At 64.8% G+C, this 16,322-nt stretch carries 11 protein-coding genes and 1 pseudogene; 3 read left to right on the forward strand and 9 right to left on the reverse strand.

Going from position 1 to position 16,322, the window contains the following annotated elements; all coding sequences use genetic code 11:
- Positions 1-332: 332 nt before the first annotated feature.
- Genes CPI83_RS22410 through dnaK form a run of 4 tightly spaced genes read right to left on the reverse strand, consistent with a single transcriptional unit; the run spans position 333 to position 4,381 of the window.
- Positions 333-740, reverse strand: coding sequence for a helix-turn-helix domain-containing protein (locus CPI83_RS22410; protein WP_020906601.1), 408 nt, complete (start codon positions 738-740; stop codon positions 333-335).
- Entirely contained in the window at positions 740-1,912 is a 1,173-nt protein-coding gene (dnaJ, locus tag CPI83_RS22415) for a molecular chaperone DnaJ (protein ID WP_019749386.1), read from the reverse strand. The genes CPI83_RS22410 and dnaJ overlap by 1 nt, the downstream gene beginning before the upstream one ends.
- 22 nt (positions 1,913-1,934) lie before the next feature.
- Positions 1,935-2,531 (reverse strand): nucleotide exchange factor GrpE, encoded by a 597-nt coding sequence (gene grpE, locus CPI83_RS22420; protein WP_019749385.1) that lies wholly within the window; start codon positions 2,529-2,531, stop codon positions 1,935-1,937.
- The gene (gene dnaK, locus CPI83_RS22425) at positions 2,528-4,381 is read right to left on the reverse strand and encodes a molecular chaperone DnaK (protein ID WP_097387724.1); all 1,854 of its coding nucleotides are present in this window, start codon (positions 4,379-4,381) and stop codon (positions 2,528-2,530) included. Before dnaK ends, grpE begins: the two co-directional genes overlap by 4 nt.
- A 262-nt stretch (positions 4,382-4,643) precedes the next feature.
- On the opposite strand from dnaK, the gene CPI83_RS22430 reads away from it, so the two are divergent.
- Positions 4,644-5,219 (forward strand): hypothetical protein, encoded by a 576-nt coding sequence (locus CPI83_RS22430; RefSeq protein ID WP_019749383.1) that lies wholly within the window; start codon positions 4,644-4,646, stop codon positions 5,217-5,219.
- A pseudogene (locus tag CPI83_RS22435) lies at positions 5,216-5,938 on the forward strand (TIGR03617 family F420-dependent LLM class oxidoreductase); the annotation flags it as partial. The gene CPI83_RS22430 and the pseudogene CPI83_RS22435, both read left to right, overlap by 4 nt.
- A 215-nt stretch (positions 5,939-6,153) precedes the next feature.
- Here CPI83_RS22435 and CPI83_RS22440 read toward each other — a convergent pair.
- The 5 genes from CPI83_RS22440 to CPI83_RS22460 form a co-directional block, all read right to left on the reverse strand.
- Positions 6,154-6,798, reverse strand: a complete 645-nt coding sequence (locus CPI83_RS22440; protein WP_019749381.1) for an NAD(P)H-dependent oxidoreductase — start codon at positions 6,796-6,798, stop codon at positions 6,154-6,156.
- A gap of 23 nt (positions 6,799-6,821) precedes the next feature.
- Entirely contained in the window at positions 6,822-8,405 is a 1,584-nt protein-coding gene (locus CPI83_RS22445; protein WP_019749380.1) for an MFS transporter, read from the reverse strand.
- 104 nt (positions 8,406-8,509) lie between these two features.
- Complete coding sequence (locus CPI83_RS22450) at positions 8,510-9,994, reverse strand: dynamin family protein (protein ID WP_097387725.1); 1,485 nt, start codon at positions 9,992-9,994, stop codon at positions 8,510-8,512.
- Positions 9,991-11,859: a dynamin family protein gene (locus tag CPI83_RS22455; RefSeq protein WP_097387726.1), complete on the reverse strand. Its 1,869-nt coding sequence runs from the start codon at positions 11,857-11,859 to the stop codon at positions 9,991-9,993. Before CPI83_RS22455 ends, CPI83_RS22450 begins: the two co-directional genes overlap by 4 nt.
- 123 nt (positions 11,860-11,982) lie before the next feature.
- Complete coding sequence (locus CPI83_RS22460) at positions 11,983-14,262, reverse strand: IniB N-terminal domain-containing protein (protein WP_097387727.1); 2,280 nt, start codon at positions 14,260-14,262, stop codon at positions 11,983-11,985.
- A 334-nt stretch (positions 14,263-14,596) separates the two neighbouring features.
- On the opposite strand from CPI83_RS22460, the gene CPI83_RS22465 reads away from it, so the two are divergent.
- Complete coding sequence (locus tag CPI83_RS22465) at positions 14,597-16,318, forward strand: Hsp70 family protein (RefSeq protein ID WP_097387728.1); 1,722 nt, start codon at positions 14,597-14,599, stop codon at positions 16,316-16,318.
- Positions 16,319-16,322: the final 4 nt, after the last annotated feature.

The raw sequence follows: 16,322 nt of genomic DNA on the forward strand, positions 1-16,322 counted from the left end.
CTGCACTCCTAGAACACATGTATGCACCGAACGTCAGGCGAATACCTGACGAAAGAAGGATCGGCCGGTGGGAACGCCTGATTTCGAGCACCAGCCAACCAAGCACCCGCTTGATGATCTAGCAAGCAGTTGCTTGGGTTGGAGCATAGAATGTGATCTGGATAACGTCAAACGCACAAAAGAGGAGTCATGGAAGCGGACGCTATGCATATTCGGGCGGCCTCGACAGACCGATTCCCGCTGGGTGGAAACGCCAAAACGGCCCCACACCCTGCGGGATTCGATGAGGTGAATCCGAGCAGGGCGTGGAGCCGTTTGCGTAAAGGTCTGAACTATCGCTGGTTTCGTGGCTTCCAAACCACCAACGCGTTGTTGCGTGGAATCGGAACGAGGTCCCGGCGATAGCCCGCATGGACTTTCGCGATTTCCTCGGCCAGTTCGCGGACGCGATGCTGCAGAGCCTCGACCTGGTTGGTCAGTTCGATGATCCGTTTGATTCCGGCGAGGTTGACGCCCTCGTCCTGCGAAAGCCGTTGCACTTCACGCAGAAGCGCAACATCACGCGGGGAGTAGCGTCGTCCGCCACCAGTGGTTCGGTGAGGGGTGACCAAACCGAGTCGATCGTAGTTACGCAAGGTCTGCGCATGCATTCCGGCCAACTCGGCTGCCACCGAGATCACGAAGATCTGGGCGTCAGGATCGACCGTCGCATCCCATTGATTCTGCGGTCGTTCGGTCATCATGCACCGGCCCACCCGGCCCGTGGATCGAACCCGCTCGCCTTCTCGGCTTCGAGATAGGTCTTCAGCGCTTCGATCGCCGGGTCGTCCAACTTCTGCGGGACGGATACCTTGACGGTGACCAGAAGGTCGCCGGCCCCCTCGGGACGCTTGGGGATGCCGCGTCCGCGAACTCGCAGAATGCGTCCGTCCACCGTTCCGGCCGGAACCTTCACTCCGACACGGCCGTCCAGGGTCGGCACGGACAGTGTCGTCCCGAGCACCAGTTCGCCGTAGCTCACCGGAACCGTCAGCGTCAGATCGTCGCCGTTACGGCCGAAGACATTGTCCGGCTTGACGCGGATGTTGACGAACAGGTCACCCGCCGGAGCTCCGCGGAGACCCGCTTCGCCCTTGCCCTTGAGTCTGATTTTCTGACCGTCGCTCACGCCTGCCGGCACGCGAACCGTGATGGTCCGTGTCCGGTTGGTGACGCCGCTACCGTGGCAGTCCTCGCAAGGCGAGTCGATGATCGAGCCGGTTCCCCGGCAGTCGTCACACGGCTCACTGAATCCGAATGCGCCCTGGTTGCGGCTGACCACGCCGGTTCCGTTGCAATGCGGGCACACTCGCGGGCTGGTGCCCGGCTTTGCGCCGCTGCCGTGACACGTGGTGCACGACGTCGGGCTGGTCAGACGAAGTGGGACGGTGACACCGAGCGCCGCTTCGCGGAAGGCGAGCGTCGTCTCGGTCTCGAGGTCCTTGCCTCGACGCGGGCGGTTGGGCGCAGCGGTGCGCTGGCCCGCTCCCCCGCGATTGAACAATCCGCCGAAGATGTCTCCGAGACCCGAGTCCTGCCCGCCGGCACCGCCGCCGAACAGGTCGTTGATGTCGAAACCACCAGCGCCGGGGTTGAATCCACCGCCACCTTGCGCACGGGGACCGAAGCCTCCGCTGGCAAAGAGGCGCCTGGCCTCGTCGTACTCCTTGCGCTTGTCCGGATCAGACAGAACGGCATGAGCTTCACTGACGGACTTGAAACGCTCTTCGGCCTTCGCATCGTCAGGGTTGGCGTCGGGATGAAGATCCCGGGCCAGCTTGCGATACGCCTTCTTGATTTCGTCGGCCGTCGCGGTGGACGAGACGCCCAGCTCCTTGTAGAAGTCCTTCTCGATCCACTCCCGTTGACTCACTGGGCGTCTCCTCCTCTCACTCTTACTTCGCTTCTTGTTCTGAACCGTCTGCAGGCTTGTCGCCTACCCGGTCCGTCACGGCCACCATTGCGGTCCGAAGGACCCGGTCGCCGAGCTTGTAACCCTTGCGCATGACCGTCCCGAGTACGGGGTCGTGGCCTTCGCCTTCATGCTGCACCGCTTCGTGGAGTGCGGGATCGAAATCGTCGCCCTCGTTACCGAAGTCGGTCAAACCCAGACCCGTCAGGGTCGTGTTGAGCTTGTCCGCGAGTGCACGCAGTGGACCTGATTCGAGGTCACCGTGTGCCCGAGCGCGATCCAGGTCGTCGAGGATTCCGATGAGTTCGGTGATGACCGAAGCGCGCGCGGTTTCCTTGATGACCTGCTTGTCACGCTCGACGCGACGACGGTAGTTGGTGAACTCCGCCTGAAGTCGCTGCAGATCCGCAGTTCGTTCGGCGAGCTGATCGGTGGCGGATGCTTCCTCCACGATCGACTCTGCTTCCTGAACTACCCCTGTGTCTTCCGAGTCGAGCGGCGGCAGGGATTCCCCCGCCGCCTCTCCCTGTGCACCGGTCTCGGGGTCGACCGGGTTGTTCTCGGAGTTGTCCGAGGTCACTTCTTGTCCGAGTCGGTGGGCTCGTCGACAACCTCGGCGTCGACGACGTCGTCGTCATTGCCTGCGCCGTCGGTGTTTCCGGCCTCGTTTGCAGCGGAAGCCTCGTAGATGGCCTGGCCCAGAGCCTGCGACTCGGTGCCCAGCTTCTCCACTGCGGACTTCACTGCAGCGATGTCGGTGCCTGCCAGGGCGTCGTTGACGTCCTTGACCGCTGCCTCGACCTTGGTCAGGATCTCCTCGGAGACCTTGCCCGCGTTCTCACCTTCACGCTGCTCCTTGACGAACTTCTCCGTCTGGTGGACCAGCGACTCGGCCTGGTTGCGGACCTCTGCCTCTTCGCGACGTGCCTTGTCTTCCTCGGCGTGAGCCTCGGCGTCCTTGACCATGCGCTCGATCTCTTCCTTGGACAGACCGGAGCCGTCCTGGATCTTGATCGTGTTTTCCTTGCCGGTGCCCTTGTCCTTCGCCGTCACGTGCACGATGCCGTTGGCGTCGATGTCGAAGGTGACCTCGATCTGCGGAACGCCACGCGGGGCGGGCGGCAGATCGGTGAGCTCGAAGGAGCCGAGCAGCTTGTTGTGCGAAGCGATTTCGCGCTCACCCTGGAAGACCTGGATCTGCACCGAAGGCTGATTGTCGTCAGCGGTGGTGAAGGTCTCGGAACGCTTCGTGGGGATGGTGGTGTTGCGCTCGATGAGCTTGGTCATCACGCCACCCTTGGTTTCGATACCGAGGGAAAGCGGCGTGACGTCGAGAAGCAGAACGTCCTTGACCTCGCCCTTGAGCACGCCGGCCTGGAGTGCGGCGCCGACTGCGACGACCTCGTCCGGGTTGACACCCTTGTTGGGCTCACGGCCACCGGTCAGTTCACGAACCAGATCGGAGACTGCCGGCATACGGGTGGAGCCACCGACGAGCACGACATGGTCGATGTCCTTGACAGCGATTCCGCTGTCCTTGATCACTGCCTGGAACGGCGCACGGGTGCGATCGAGCAGGTCCGAGGTGATCTTCTGGAACTCGCTGCGGGAGAGCTGCTCGTCCAGGAAGAGCGGGTTCTTGTCCGCGTCGACCGTGATGTACGGGAGGTTGATGGAGGTGCTCTGCGAGCTGGAGAGCTCGATCTTCGCCTTCTCCGCAGCCTCACGCAGACGCTGCAGGGCCATCTTGTCCTTGGTCAGATCGATGCCGTTCTGAGCCTTGAACTTGTCGACCAGCCAAGCGACGACGCGCTCGTCCCAGTCGTCGCCACCGAGGTGGTTGTCACCGGAGGTTGCGCGAACCTCGACGACGCCGTCGCCGATTTCGAGCAGGGAGACGTCGAAGGTGCCGCCACCGAGGTCGAAGACCAGAATGGTCTGCTCGGTGTCACCCTTGTCCAGTCCGTATGCCAGTGCAGCCGCGGTGGGCTCGTTGACGATACGAAGGACGTTGAGGCCGGCGATCTGGCCGGCTTCCTTGGTTGCCTGACGCTGTGCGTCCTCGAAGTATGCGGGGACGGTGATGACGGCGTCGGTGATGTCTTCGCCGAGGTAAGCCTCCGCGTCACGCTTGAGCTTCATGAGCGTGCGGGCGCTGATTTCCTGCGGCGTGTACTTCTTGCCGTCGATTTCCACGTTCCAGTCAGTGCCGATGTGGCGCTTGACGGAGCGGAGGGTGCGGTCGACGTTCGTGACTGCCTGGTTCTTCGCGGGCTGACCGACGAGAACCTCGCCGTTCTTGGCAAATGCGACCACCGAGGGGGTGGTACGTGAGCCTTCGGCGTTGGCGACCACTACGGGCTCGCCGCCCTCCAGCACTGCAACTACCGAGTTGGTCGTACCGAGATCGATACCGACTGCACGAGCCATAGTGTTCCTACCTTTCGTTCTGCGGTTCTCTGCCCGAGTGGTTGATCTCGAACATGACCGCGAGTTTTTCGCTTGGTGAGCGTCCTCCGCTCAAGTTTGCCTCCGACCGTGGCCGGGAGTCAACTCGAAGTTGAGCCGAGGGCGCTCAAGCTTGTCGAAATGGTCAACTACAGCCCACGTAGATTTGTTCCCGCCTTCCCCGAAAAGCCGAAAAAGTGCGCCACATCACTTCCGAATCTCTCCGAATGGCTACGATCGGCCGGTGACCGATCCCGACAATTCTCCCGTTCGACCTGCTCGACCGGCGCCGGCGCGCCCCGCACCCGAGCGACCCGACGTCTCGGTTCGGCCGCTCCGACCTGCAGCGAACGACGAGATGCCCAAGGCCGTGACCTTGTCCACCTCTGCCTGGATCGGCTCGTTCGTCGTCCTGGCCGGTATCGCCGGAGTGGTAGTCACCAGCCTCGACGACGTCCGGTCAGCCCTCGAAGAATCGACTGCGCGCGACAATCCCGGATACTCGTCCACCGACATCTCCGATGCCGTCACGGTCGTCCTGGCCGGCAGTGGCGGCGGCGCTCTCGTCCTGATCCTGCTCGCACTCATGAGCCTTCAACTCCTCCGTGCCCGCAAGAACGCCGGGCGGGTGATGACGGCGATCGTCGGAGCCCTCAGCATCGCGGCCGGGCTCGGCTTCATGTCTCTGGTCGACGGCGCCGCGGATATCGGCGCCGGAGTTCTGAGATGGGGTCCGATTCTCTACTGCGTCCTTGTTGCAGTGGCGGCGATCGCTCCGTTTGCTCCCGGTGTCAGCACCTGGCTGCGAGTACGCCGATGAAGGTTCACGTACAACTCGACTCCGCGCCAGGCGCGGGCGCTGCTCGCAGCCGCGAACTCGCGGAGACCGGCGCCGGTGGCCTGTTCACCTTCGAGGGACCACACGACGTGTTCTTCCCGCTCGTCGAAGCGGCATCGGCCGTCGACCTCGACCTGATGACCAACGTCGCCATCGCATTCCCCCGCAGTCCCATGCATCTGGCGCATTCGGCCAACGACCTACAGTTGCTCAGTCGCGGCCACTTTCGCCTCGGTCTCGGATCGCAGATCAAACCGCACATCGAAAAACGCTACAGCGCAACGTGGTCGCGTCCAGCGGCCCGCATGAAGGAGACGGTCGCAGCGGTCAAGGCGATCTTCACGGCGTGGGAGAACACCTCGACGCTGAACTTCCGCGGCGAGTTCTTCACCCACACTCTGATGCCCCCGACGTTCGATCCAGGCCCCAATCCCTATGGACCGCCGCCCATCCTGATGGGTGCGCTCGGACCGGTGATGACCCGGACGGCGGCGGAGGTGGCCGACGGACTACTGGTCATGCCGTTCCACACGCAACGCCATTTCCTCGAACGAACACTTCCGGCCGTCGATGCCGGCCTCCGTGAATCCGGCCGCACCCGAGACGAATTCACGATCATCCCGCAGGTCATCGTCGGCGTCGGCCGCGGCGACGATCAACTTGCCGCGGCCGCCCGAGGCGTCAGAGCCCTTGTCGAAGCGAGGTGGTTACGCCGACATGGCATCACTGATCACCGATCCGATGCTGACCACACTCGCCGTCGTCGGCACCCCCGAAGAGTGTGCTGCCGAGATTCGGCAGCGGTTCGGCGAGCATGCCGACGAAGTGTGCTGCTACTTCCCGGGTTACGACGTAGAACCGTCAGACGTGGCGTCGATGATCTCGCTTCTCACCTGAACCTGGTCGAACTTCCTGATCAGGCCCCCAAGGTACGGGCCAGCTCGGTCAACGACTCCCGGGCAGCACGCAGGCTCGCGTCACCCTGCTCGATCAGCGGTGCCATCGCCGGAATACGCTGCGCCAAAGTCAGTTCCGCGGTGATTACGGAGACATCCATTCCCATCGACACCCCGAGCACCTGAACGAGTGGCGGGACGGTGTGATCGTTGGCCTCGTTCCCCGAACCCGGCGCATAGGTGTTCCCACGGCTGGACACGATCACCACGGGCTTACCTGCGAGCGGCTGAGTGCGCGTGTCGAAAGGCACCGTAGTCCCCAGGACGTGCACGTAATCTATCCACGCCTTCAACGTGGACGGGATCGACCAGTTGTACATCGGCGCGCCGATCACGACTACGTCTGCAGCGGTAAGTTGCTCGATGACCCGAGCCTGTAGTGCTTCCGCGGCGGGATCCGGAATCTCTCCCTCGACCCGCAAACGTGGTGCATAGTGCAGAGCCGCGTCCGCGAGGTGCGGCAAGGGATCCCGGTGCAGGTCCACCGTCACCGTCGTGTGATCCGGACTGTTGTTCGACCACTGCTGAGCGAACAGGGCGGTGAGATCACGAGAGGTCGAGTTGTGGAGTTCGGCAGACGAATCGATGTGAAGTAGCTGTGGCATCCTTCATCAGTACCAGAGCGCGCTCAACTCTTCTCCGCGGCGAGATCGGATTCTGCCGCGTACTGCGCCAGCAGGACACGTTCGCGCTCGCGGCGCGGATAGAAGAACGTCACCACCGCGGCACCGGCACACACGATGATGATCGCCGCGATGTAGGCGTTTGTATCCCCGTCCAGGAAGGCGTTTTTGGCGGCGGTCATGATTTGGTCCGCGTATTGCGGGTAGCGTTCCGCGAGAACTTCGGCGCTGGAGAAAGATTTGGTGAGCGCGGCCTGAGTTTCGGGAGTCACCTCGGATGCGTTCGGCGAGGACGAGATCGCATTCCCCAACGATTTTGCGTACCCGGCCGTGAGTATTCCGCCGAGAATCGACTGCATGATGGCGCCGCCCAGGTCGCGTTGCAGGTCCGAGGTTCCCGACGCCATACCAGCGCGGTGCACGGGAACGGATCCGGTCAGCGAACGCGATGCCGGTGTGCCTGCCAGGCCGACCCCGATCCCGACAAGCGCATAGGCCAGCGCGACCTGCCAATACTGTGTGCTTTCGTTCCACAGGAAAAGCGCGACAAACAACCCGAGAACCACGAACAGGTAGCCGGAGAGCAGCGTGACGCGGGCGCCGTACCTTTCGATCATGGTCGCCGAGCGCGGCGCAACGATCACCATCGCCAGCGCAGCCGGAATGATGGCCGCACCGGCTGCCAGCGTCGAGTAGCCGAGGACGTTCTGCAGGAACTGCTGGCCGATGAACATCGCGCCCATGAGCGAACCGAACACGACCAACCCGCCCACCGCCGCGACCCAGAAGGTCGGGCGCGCAGCTACGTGAAGATCGAACAGCGGATTGACCGCGCGTCGCTGTTGCAGGAAGAACCCGATACCCGCGACGACCGCTATCGCCCCGAGCACCAGAGCCAACGTGCCCGAACCCTTCACCGGCGCAAAGTTGATGGACAGCACCAGCGCCCCGATGAAGACGATCGACACTATGCCGCCGAGGTGATCAACTCGCTCGGTCGTCTCGTTGACGTGCGCGGGCACCAACACCAGCGAACAGATCAGTGCCACGAGAGCCAACGGAAGGGTGACGAAGAAGACCGAACCCCAGTGAAACTGCTCGAGCAGCGCCCCCGAGACGATCGGACCGAGTGCTGAAATCGCGCCACCGATTGCGGACCACATGGCAATCGCCTTGGTCCGTGCCGGTCCGGCCCACAGCGCCGTGATGATCGCCAGCGTGGTCGGGAATGCAAGACCTGCCGAGACGCCTCCGACTATCCGAGCAAGGAACAGCACTTCGAAGTTCCCGGCGAATCCAGCCACGATCGACGCCGGAATAGACAGCGCCATGCCGGTGACCAGCAGCATCTTGCGGCCGTATCGGTCTCCCAACGCCCCAAGGTAGAGCACCGTTCCGGCCAGGCCCAACGAGTACCCGACCGCGATCAGGTTCAGTTGTGTCTGGCTGGCGTCGAAGGCCCGCCCGATGTCCGGCAGCGCGACATTCGCGACCGAGAGATTGAGATTCGCGACCGCAGCGACCAGGATGAGCGTCCCCAGGACGAGGGTGGCTCGATCCGGTGAAGCGGACTTGATGTCACTCGCCATGCGCGTGCTCCCATCGAGGTGGGACCCGAACCTGGGAGTTATGTCCGGGTCATCCCGAACTCAAGATAGAACCCTCTCCAAGCGCTCGCACAGTGAACGGGTCCCTATTCGGGCACAATTTCAGCCAAGACGCCCTCGGCGCTGCGGGCAGCAACCAGGCAGGCGCGGGAGGTGAACCTGTCGAAGAGCGGATGCCTGGACAACTCGCGCCATCGCCGGACAGCCGCGGTAGCCCGCGCACGCTGCACCTCCGGCGATTCTTCCGGTTCGCAGCCCAACCGGTCACTGGCCCGGATTCCGTAGCCACCGATCAGCCTTTGTAGTTGTGCCAGGTCGTCGGGTGGCAGATCTGTGTGTACCGAACGAAGTCGCCCGAGCAGGCGAAGTTCGTGGAAACCGTGAACGTCGGCGAGCAACCGTTGTGCCTCCGCCGCGATCAGATCGCCTTCCTCACTCGGATCGGCTTCGAGGATTCGGCCCAACGTCACCAGCGCGGTGTGCGATTTCAGTTGATCCGCGCGCTGCCCGAACTGAACGTCGATCACCTGACGAAGTTCGTCCAGTCCGCTTCGCTCCAGCAATTCCGCGGCCAGAGACGGTGAATCAGTGGCCCCCAGCTTGATCGACGTCACGGCGAGGCGAATTCCGAAGAGCCCGAACCGATCGGCCAATTGCGCCCGCATCGCCGCGTCGACCGGGAGCGGACTGTCCTGCCTGGCAAAACGATCCGCGGAGAGCAGTGCCAGGCTCAGATCCTCGGATGAAACCTGCGCGAGCGCCGAGAAGGCAGCGAACTCGCTCTGCCGCATCGTCCGTGCGGCGAGTGCCAGCAGACCTGCCACGGGAACCACCGACTGGCACAGGCCGGTTCGCTCCAATTCCTCGGCAAATCGTGCCGCGACGTCCTTCGCCGAAGACAACGCGTCGAGCCTGCCTGCGCCGACCTCGTCGGCACGCGAGAGAACACCGATCACTCCGAGCGGGCCGGATTCTCCGCCGACATGATCAGCGATCTTCCCGAGGAACTGCATGTCACTGGCGTTCAGGGCGCGCAGCAGGTAGACCACCGCGTCCGCGCCGGCCGCACCACCATCGGGAACCAGCATGTCCCAGGTTCGGGCCGAAACCTCGGTCGAGAGCGAAGACGTACCTGGGGTGTCGATGATCGTTGTACGAGCCAATGCCGAAGACGGCCAGTCGACGTCGATGCGGTCCACCGAGTCTGCGGTGTACTCCCCCAGATCGAACGTGAGCCTGCCGTCGCGGCGCGTCACCGGCACGTTGAACTCGGCACCGTTCTCGGCCGTCGCAGTCACCTGGGGCGTTGTCCCGTTCCGATACCAGGTGACGACGCGCGTGCACTCCGTCGCGTCGGTAGGCGCTATGTCCTGTCCGACAAGCGAATTGAGCAGCGTCGACTTCCCCGCCTTGAGGGAGCCGGCGAGCGCCACTCGGAGTGGCTCGCCGAGTCGGGCAGCGCATTCGTCCAACTGGGCTCGCGTCTGCGGCTGGTCCGCGTAGACCCGTCTGGCCTGGTCGATCAGAGCATGTGCCGACTCCACAGCGGTCACGGCGGTCGTGGCACTCATGCGTTGGTCACCTTTGCCGAAGCAGGAGCGGGAGTTTCGCCGATCAGCGTTCCGGCAACGGCGTCAAGCTCTGCGACGACGCGCATGTCGGTCTCCAGACGCTTGATACGAGCGGCGTGTTCGCTCGACTCCAACTGCGCAGCTTCCTGCGTGGCGCGGAGGGATTCGTTGATCGAGCGCAGCGCCTGCTCGGCGATGTCGGTGAAATGATCCCGCAGAAGCCGCTGCACCAGGCGGAGGCGGTCCTTCGACTCCTTGCCCACCTGGAAGCTGACGTCGTCGGCAAACCGTCGGATAGCCGCTTTCGCCTCGGCCCGACGCTTGAGCACCTGTGCTTGTTTGTCTTCGCGATAAGCCTTGGTGCCCAGCAGAACCCCGGCTCCGATGGAGATCGGGTTGACCAGTGCCATGCCCATCATCGTGGTGATCAAGCCGAACATCAAGACGCCGCCGTACGAGCCGCGCATGCCGACCAGGACCTTCTGAGTGATGCCGATACGGCCGGATTCGAGGTCCGACAACGCGCCAACCGGTTCCAGGAAACCGTCGGTGTCGGCGACGTCGAGATGCGGGAGCGCGACGTCGCCGGTCTCCGCGAAGTGCTGCGCCACAACTTCTGCCAACCATTGAGCTCGATCGTGAGCCCACACGAAGTTGTCACCGATAGCGGTGGCGATCTCCTGTTCGAGCCACTCCCCCACTACGTCCCAGTCCTTACCTGGATCGCCTTCGTCGACCGTCTCCTCGGCCTGGCGGGTGACCCGGCGCAACCGGTCCCGGAGGTCGTGATCGATGTCGGCGGCAAGGTCTGCAATGCCGTCGCCGAGGCTCTGTTGCCAGAGCGAGGTCTTCTTGTGCAGTTCCTCGGCCGCTGCCCGGGCACGCTGCAGGCCGGCGACCGCCGCTTGAGCGGTGGACGGATCCTTCAGCGCCGCAAGCTCACTGCCCATCTCCAACGTCAGATGTGCTGCCGAGGAACGCACGTCCATCGCAACTGCGCGTCGCGTGTTCGACTCGGCACGCGCAACCACGTTGTCCCGCAGGAACTGATAGAGGTCCAGAAATCCGGATTCCGCCTCGAGTTCCTTGTCCCCCAGCCTCAGTGCGTGCGACCGCAGTACCGAGGAGATCGGAATGAGCGGCAGGTCCAACCCGGCGCGCTGGAGATGTCCGCGATCGGCGTCGAGGATCTGTCGCCAGTGCGGGTACAGATCGGTCTTGCTGATCAGACCGGCCACCGCAGGACACAGATTGACGACCTGGCGGATGAATCCCAGCTCGGGTTCGGTGAACTCCTGACTGGAGTCCGACAGAACCAACACGGCATCGGCCGCCGTGATCAATCCCAATGTTCCTGCAGCATGCGGATTTCCATGACCACCGACACCGGGGGTGTCGATCAGAACCAAACCGTCGGCCAATAGCGGACTGGGAACACCCACTTCCACACGCAGAACTTCACGCCCTTCGGCGCGAGGCGTGGCCGGGGTGATCCCCATCAGTTCTTCGAGCGGGAGGGGCACCCGGATGGGCGCCGCACCCGGATCGGCGAGAATCAATTCGGCGACCGCGGTCTCCGCGTACTGCACGACCGTCGCCACGGCAGTGGTCTCGTCGTCACCGACCGAACACACGTCGATGCCGAGCAGAGAATTGACGAACTGGCTCTTGCCCTGTTTGAGGGGACCGACCACCACGATACGAATACGTGGATCATTGACTCTGACCTGAGCATTCTCGAGTCGGCGCACCAGATCCGTGCGCCCGAAATCCTTCGCCACGACGGCTGTTCGTTCGAGCAACGACGCCGTCGACGGCGCGACGCGCGCCTTCCGACTGCTTACCTGACTCGCTGAATCACTCATGAGCTACGTTGACCCGCAATTCTTCCCGACTCGAATATCCGGCCCTGCGAACGCATAGCGCACGCAGGGCCGGATTTGTTACATCAGGTCATTTTGACCGATTTCAGTTCCTGCGTCAGCAGATCAGGGATGCAGGTGATCGACAACCGCAACCGGGTCGATGTGATCGACCGGTGCTGCAACCGAATCCTCGGCGAAGAGCGAGTGTCCGGTATCGGCGCTCAGTCCCGAATCGGAGCCCGCACCGAAAGCGTCGGTCGCATCGATCGACGACCACGGGTTCAGCGCACCGGTCATGGAACTTGTCAGGTCGGACACGCCGCTGACTGCTCCACCGAGGGATCCACCCAGGTCAGCGACTCCGCCGCCGCCAACGCTACCGTCGACGGTGCCACCGGCAGCCGCGGCTGCGTCGGCACCGATCGAACCTGTCACGTCGGTGACTGCTCCGACAGCCCCGCCGAGCGATCCACCGAGATCGGTGACGCCGTTCAGTGCTCCGCCGAGCGACCCACCCAAACCAGCCGCAGCGTTCGTGGCGGCGTCGAGACCTGCTGTTGCGTCGAGACCTGCTGTTGCGTCCAGAGCACCGCCCACCGTTGCTCCGAGGTCGCCGGTCACACCGCCGAGGTTCAGGCCGTCTGCCGCGATGCTTCCGAGGTCGACGGAAGGCAGTTCAGCGGAGATCGGGCCAAGGTTCACTGCGCCGAGGTCGACGGAGGGCAGGTCGGCGCCGATCGAACCGGTGTCGATTCCGCCGAGGTTCAGTGCCGTGTCCAGCGCTCCACCGAGTGCGCCTTCGGCACCGAGAACGCTGTCGAGAGAGCCCCCCAGCCCGAGGCCGGCTCCCAGCGCACCGTCCAGCGCGCCGGTGAGGTCCGTGCCCACGGAACCGACAGCACCCAAGCCGCCTGCACCTGCGAGAGCGGTGTCGAGAGCCGCAGCCACACCGGCTGCCAAGCCTGCTTCGCCGCCCAGCCCGAGTGCACCACCGAGGTCGATTCCGGTAAGTCCGCCTGCGCCCAGCGCTGCGTCGAGTGCGCCGCCGAGACCGCCCGCCAGCCCGGCATCGATGCCGAGTGCCGAACCGAGGACACCTTCGAGGGCCGTCGACAGATTCGCACCGCCGCCCAGAGCCGCTGCGAGGTCTGCGCCGAGACCGCCTTCGAGGTCGAGTGCTCCCCCGAGCAGTCCACCGAGTGCGCCGCCCAGGTCGGCTCCGACCGTTCCGCCGGCACCGAGGGCCCCGGAGAGTGCCGCGCTGAGCTGCGCGCCCAGGTCTGCACCCCCGCCGAGTACGGCGTCGAGGTCGAGTCCTCCGCCGAGGCCCAGTGCTGCGTCGAGTGCGCCGCCGAGTGCAGTTTCCAAGCCGCCGCCGACTCCGAGAGCTCCGCCGAGTGCGCCGCTCAGTGCAGCACCGAGATCGAGGCCGCCCGCGATATCGGTGAGAACGCTGATATCCGTGATCGCTCCGAGGACGCCGCCGAGTGATGCACCCAGATCGGCGCCGATCGTGCCGCCGGCTCCCAGGACACCGGAGAGCGCGCCGGACAACGCCGTGCTGAGGTCGCCCGTCAGAGCGCCGGCCAGATCGAGGCCGCCGCCCAGTGCAAGGGCGGATTCCAGTGCGCCGGTCAGGCTCGCGCCCAGTTCGCCGCCGATGTCGAGGAGACCGCTGAGGTCTGCTGCGCCGCCGAGGAGTCCACCGAGAGCCAGTCCGAGGTCGGCTCCGAGGTCGCCACCGATGGCAAAGACGGGTGCGAGGGCTCCGCTGAGCCCCGCCGTCAGGTCGAGTCCGCCGACCGCACCGATGGCGGCGTCCAGGGCTGCGCCCAGTTCCGCGGTCAGACCGCCGGTCACTCCGAGGGCGCCGCCCAGAGCCGCGCTGAGCTGTGCGCCCAGATCGAGAGCTCCTTCGAGATCGAGTGCACCGCCGAGGCCCAGGCCGGCTTCGATGACGGCGCCGAAGGCTGCGCCGAGGTCGGCACTGATCTCGCCGCCGATGGCAAGCGCAGCGCTGAGGGCTGCTGCGAAGTCGCCGACCAGGTCGAACTGGCCGCCGAGGGCGCCTCCGACTCCGAGGCCTGCACCGGCACCGAGACCCAGGCTGCCGCCGAGGCCGCCACCCAGTCCACCGGTGAGACCACCACCGATTCCGAGACCGCCGCCGATGGCACCCGCAGCGGACGCGCCGGCGTTGACGATCGCGGACAGGTCGGCGCCGCCACCGGCAAACAGTCCGGACTCGGCAACCAGCGGAGCGACGGCGACGATGTCGGCGGGGCTGACGTCGCACAGACCGGCAGCATTGAGTGCCGCGGTCGGGTTGGCGCAGTAGTTGGCAGCTGCCTCGTCGTCACGAAGTAGCCCGAGGATGAATTCGAGTACGGCGTTCGTTGCCATGGCGGGTTCTCCTGAAGTTCGTTGACCGGGTTGTTGCCGGTGGGTTGTTGCCGGTGATCCGGAAACTGGTGCGCTGCCAGAGGTAGCGAGTGGAATCAACGCTAAGAACTTTTGCGACTGGGGCCAACGGGGAGCACCCCCCTCTTCTGCGTGGACAGACGGGGAAGCCCCCTACGGGGTACGCCCGCTCGGAATAGGGGATTTGCTCCGATTAGGGGATCGGTCCCCTACTTCGCCGCGACGCCTCCGATCCGGTAACGATCCAGGTCCTGAAACCGACATCGCAGACAACCGCGACAGTCCTTCTGTCGCCCACGACCAGGGGAGTTCGTTCATGGCGGCAGGGCTCGGCATCAGCATCGGTTCGGCCACTCTCGTAGCTGTCACCGACGGCTCGACCGGTGAAACGCAACAGGTCCGCTTACCCAGTGCGCTGCAATTGGACGACGGATCCGTCATCACCGGATTTGTCGAGCGCGTCGGAGACCCGATCCCGATACTTGCCGCCGACGGTACCGAGTACCGCGGCGAGGCTCTCGCAGCGACAGCGGTAGGCGCGCTCGTCGGCCAGGCTGGCGGCGAAGAAGGTCCAGCTGTTGTCCTGGCTCACCCGGTGGGGTGGAATCGTCACACAGCACGAACCATGGAGTCCGCGCTGGACGACGCCGGGGTTCACGGGGCTACTCTCGTCGCCGAACCCGCGGCCGTCATGGCGTGGCTCGCCGCTTCCGGAAACGCTGCCAACGACGGTCTGACCGTCGTCTACGACCTCGGCGCTCGCTCGCTCGACGTCACGATGATGTCCACGACCGGCGGACGAAGCGAGATCTTCGGAAAGCCACTGCGCAGCGAGGACATCGGCGGCGACGAATTCGATCACCTCGTCACCGTGCACCTGCTCGATGCGGTTTCCGACCACTTCGCAACCCTTGATCCCTTTGCTCCCGAGACGATTGCAGCGCTGGAAACTCTGCGCGAGCAAGCCCGCGCAGCCAAGGAGGAACTTTCCACCGAGACGGAAACCGTTGCTCGCGTGACGCTTCCCGGCGCCGTCAGCGACATTCGACTGGTTCGTTCCGAGCTCGAGGATCTGATCAGGCCCGCCCTCACCGAATCGGTGGCCTTGGTGCGTGAAAGCCTGCGATCTGCCGGCGTCGAGTCCAGTGATGTCAATCAGGTTGTTCTGGCCGGCGGAAGCTCGTCCATTCCCCTTGTCGCCGAACTACTGTCCGCGGAGCTTCGTGTTCCGGTGATCGCCGACGCCGATCCCGCGTCGTGCGCGGCGTCCGGCGCCGCGGCACTCGCCCTCGACGCCCGAGACTCGCAAGTGCCGGCCGCCGCCACTGCAGTGATTCCCGCCGAGCCGTCGCGCAAGCCCGCACCGGTTCCTGCCTTCTCGACTCCGTTGCTTGCCGAGCCGACAGAGGAAGAGAACACGGCGACTCGACGCTCGTCGAGGGTGGGCGTCGTTGCTGCGGTGGTAGGAGCGTTCATCGTGCTCGCCGCAGGCGGACTCGGAATCGGAACGGCCATGGACAAGATCAACGTTCCGTCCAGTTCGGCGGACACCACCAGTGAGTCCACCTCGTCCACCGCTTCGACCACGCCGGGCTCTACCCCCGGCAGCACCACGGCAGCCGAAGCAGCAGGCAACGGATCCACGACTGCGAACAACGTTACTCAGAACAATCAGCCCGGCTCTCCTGCTGCCGCAGGCGGTTCGACGACGGCACCAGGGGCAGTTCCGGTTGCCGGCGCACCAGCTGGATCTGCTCCCGCACCAGGTGAGACCGCCCAGTCGGCGCCTGCACCTGCCGCACCCGGCGCCCCGGCGCCCGCACCGGCTCCCGCCCCGGCACCGGCGCCCGCGCCCGGAGCAGGCGTCGGAACCGGTATCGGTGATGCTGCGACCGGCATCGGCAACGGTGTCGGCGGTTTGGTCGACGGCGTCGGGGACGGTGTCGGCGGCGTGGTCGGAGGTCTCGGTAACGTCGTCGGTGGTGTCGGAAACGTGGTCGGTGGTGTCGTCGGCGGCGTCACCGCGCCGATCCGCTGACCGG

It is taken from the genome of Rhodococcus sp. H-CA8f (assembly GCF_002501585.1).
GTDB classification, from domain to species: domain Bacteria; phylum Actinomycetota; class Actinomycetes; order Mycobacteriales; family Mycobacteriaceae; genus Rhodococcus_F; species Rhodococcus_F erythropolis.

Coding starts and splice junctions, on each gene's coding strand:
- CPI83_RS22450 (WP_097387725.1), bottom strand. CDS start 9,994: ATGAGTGCCACGACCGCCGTGACCGCTGTGGAGTCGGCACATGCTCTG.
- CPI83_RS22410 (WP_020906601.1), bottom strand. CDS start 740: ATGACCGAACGACCGCAGAATCAATGGGATGCGACGGTCGATCCTGAC.
- CPI83_RS22460 (WP_097387727.1), bottom strand. CDS start 14,262: ATGGCAACGAACGCCGTACTCGAATTCATCCTCGGGCTACTTCGTGAC.
- CPI83_RS22445 (WP_019749380.1), bottom strand. CDS start 8,405: ATGGCGAGTGACATCAAGTCCGCTTCACCGGATCGAGCCACCCTCGTC.
- CPI83_RS22455 (WP_097387726.1), bottom strand. CDS start 11,859: ATGAGTGATTCAGCGAGTCAGGTAAGCAGTCGGAAGGCGCGCGTCGCG.
- CPI83_RS22440 (WP_019749381.1), bottom strand. CDS start 6,798: ATGCCACAGCTACTTCACATCGATTCGTCTGCCGAACTCCACAACTCG.
- CPI83_RS22465 (WP_097387728.1), top strand. CDS start 14,597: ATGGCGGCAGGGCTCGGCATCAGCATCGGTTCGGCCACTCTCGTAGCT.
- dnaK (WP_097387724.1), bottom strand. CDS start 4,381: ATGGCTCGTGCAGTCGGTATCGATCTCGGTACGACCAACTCGGTAGTT.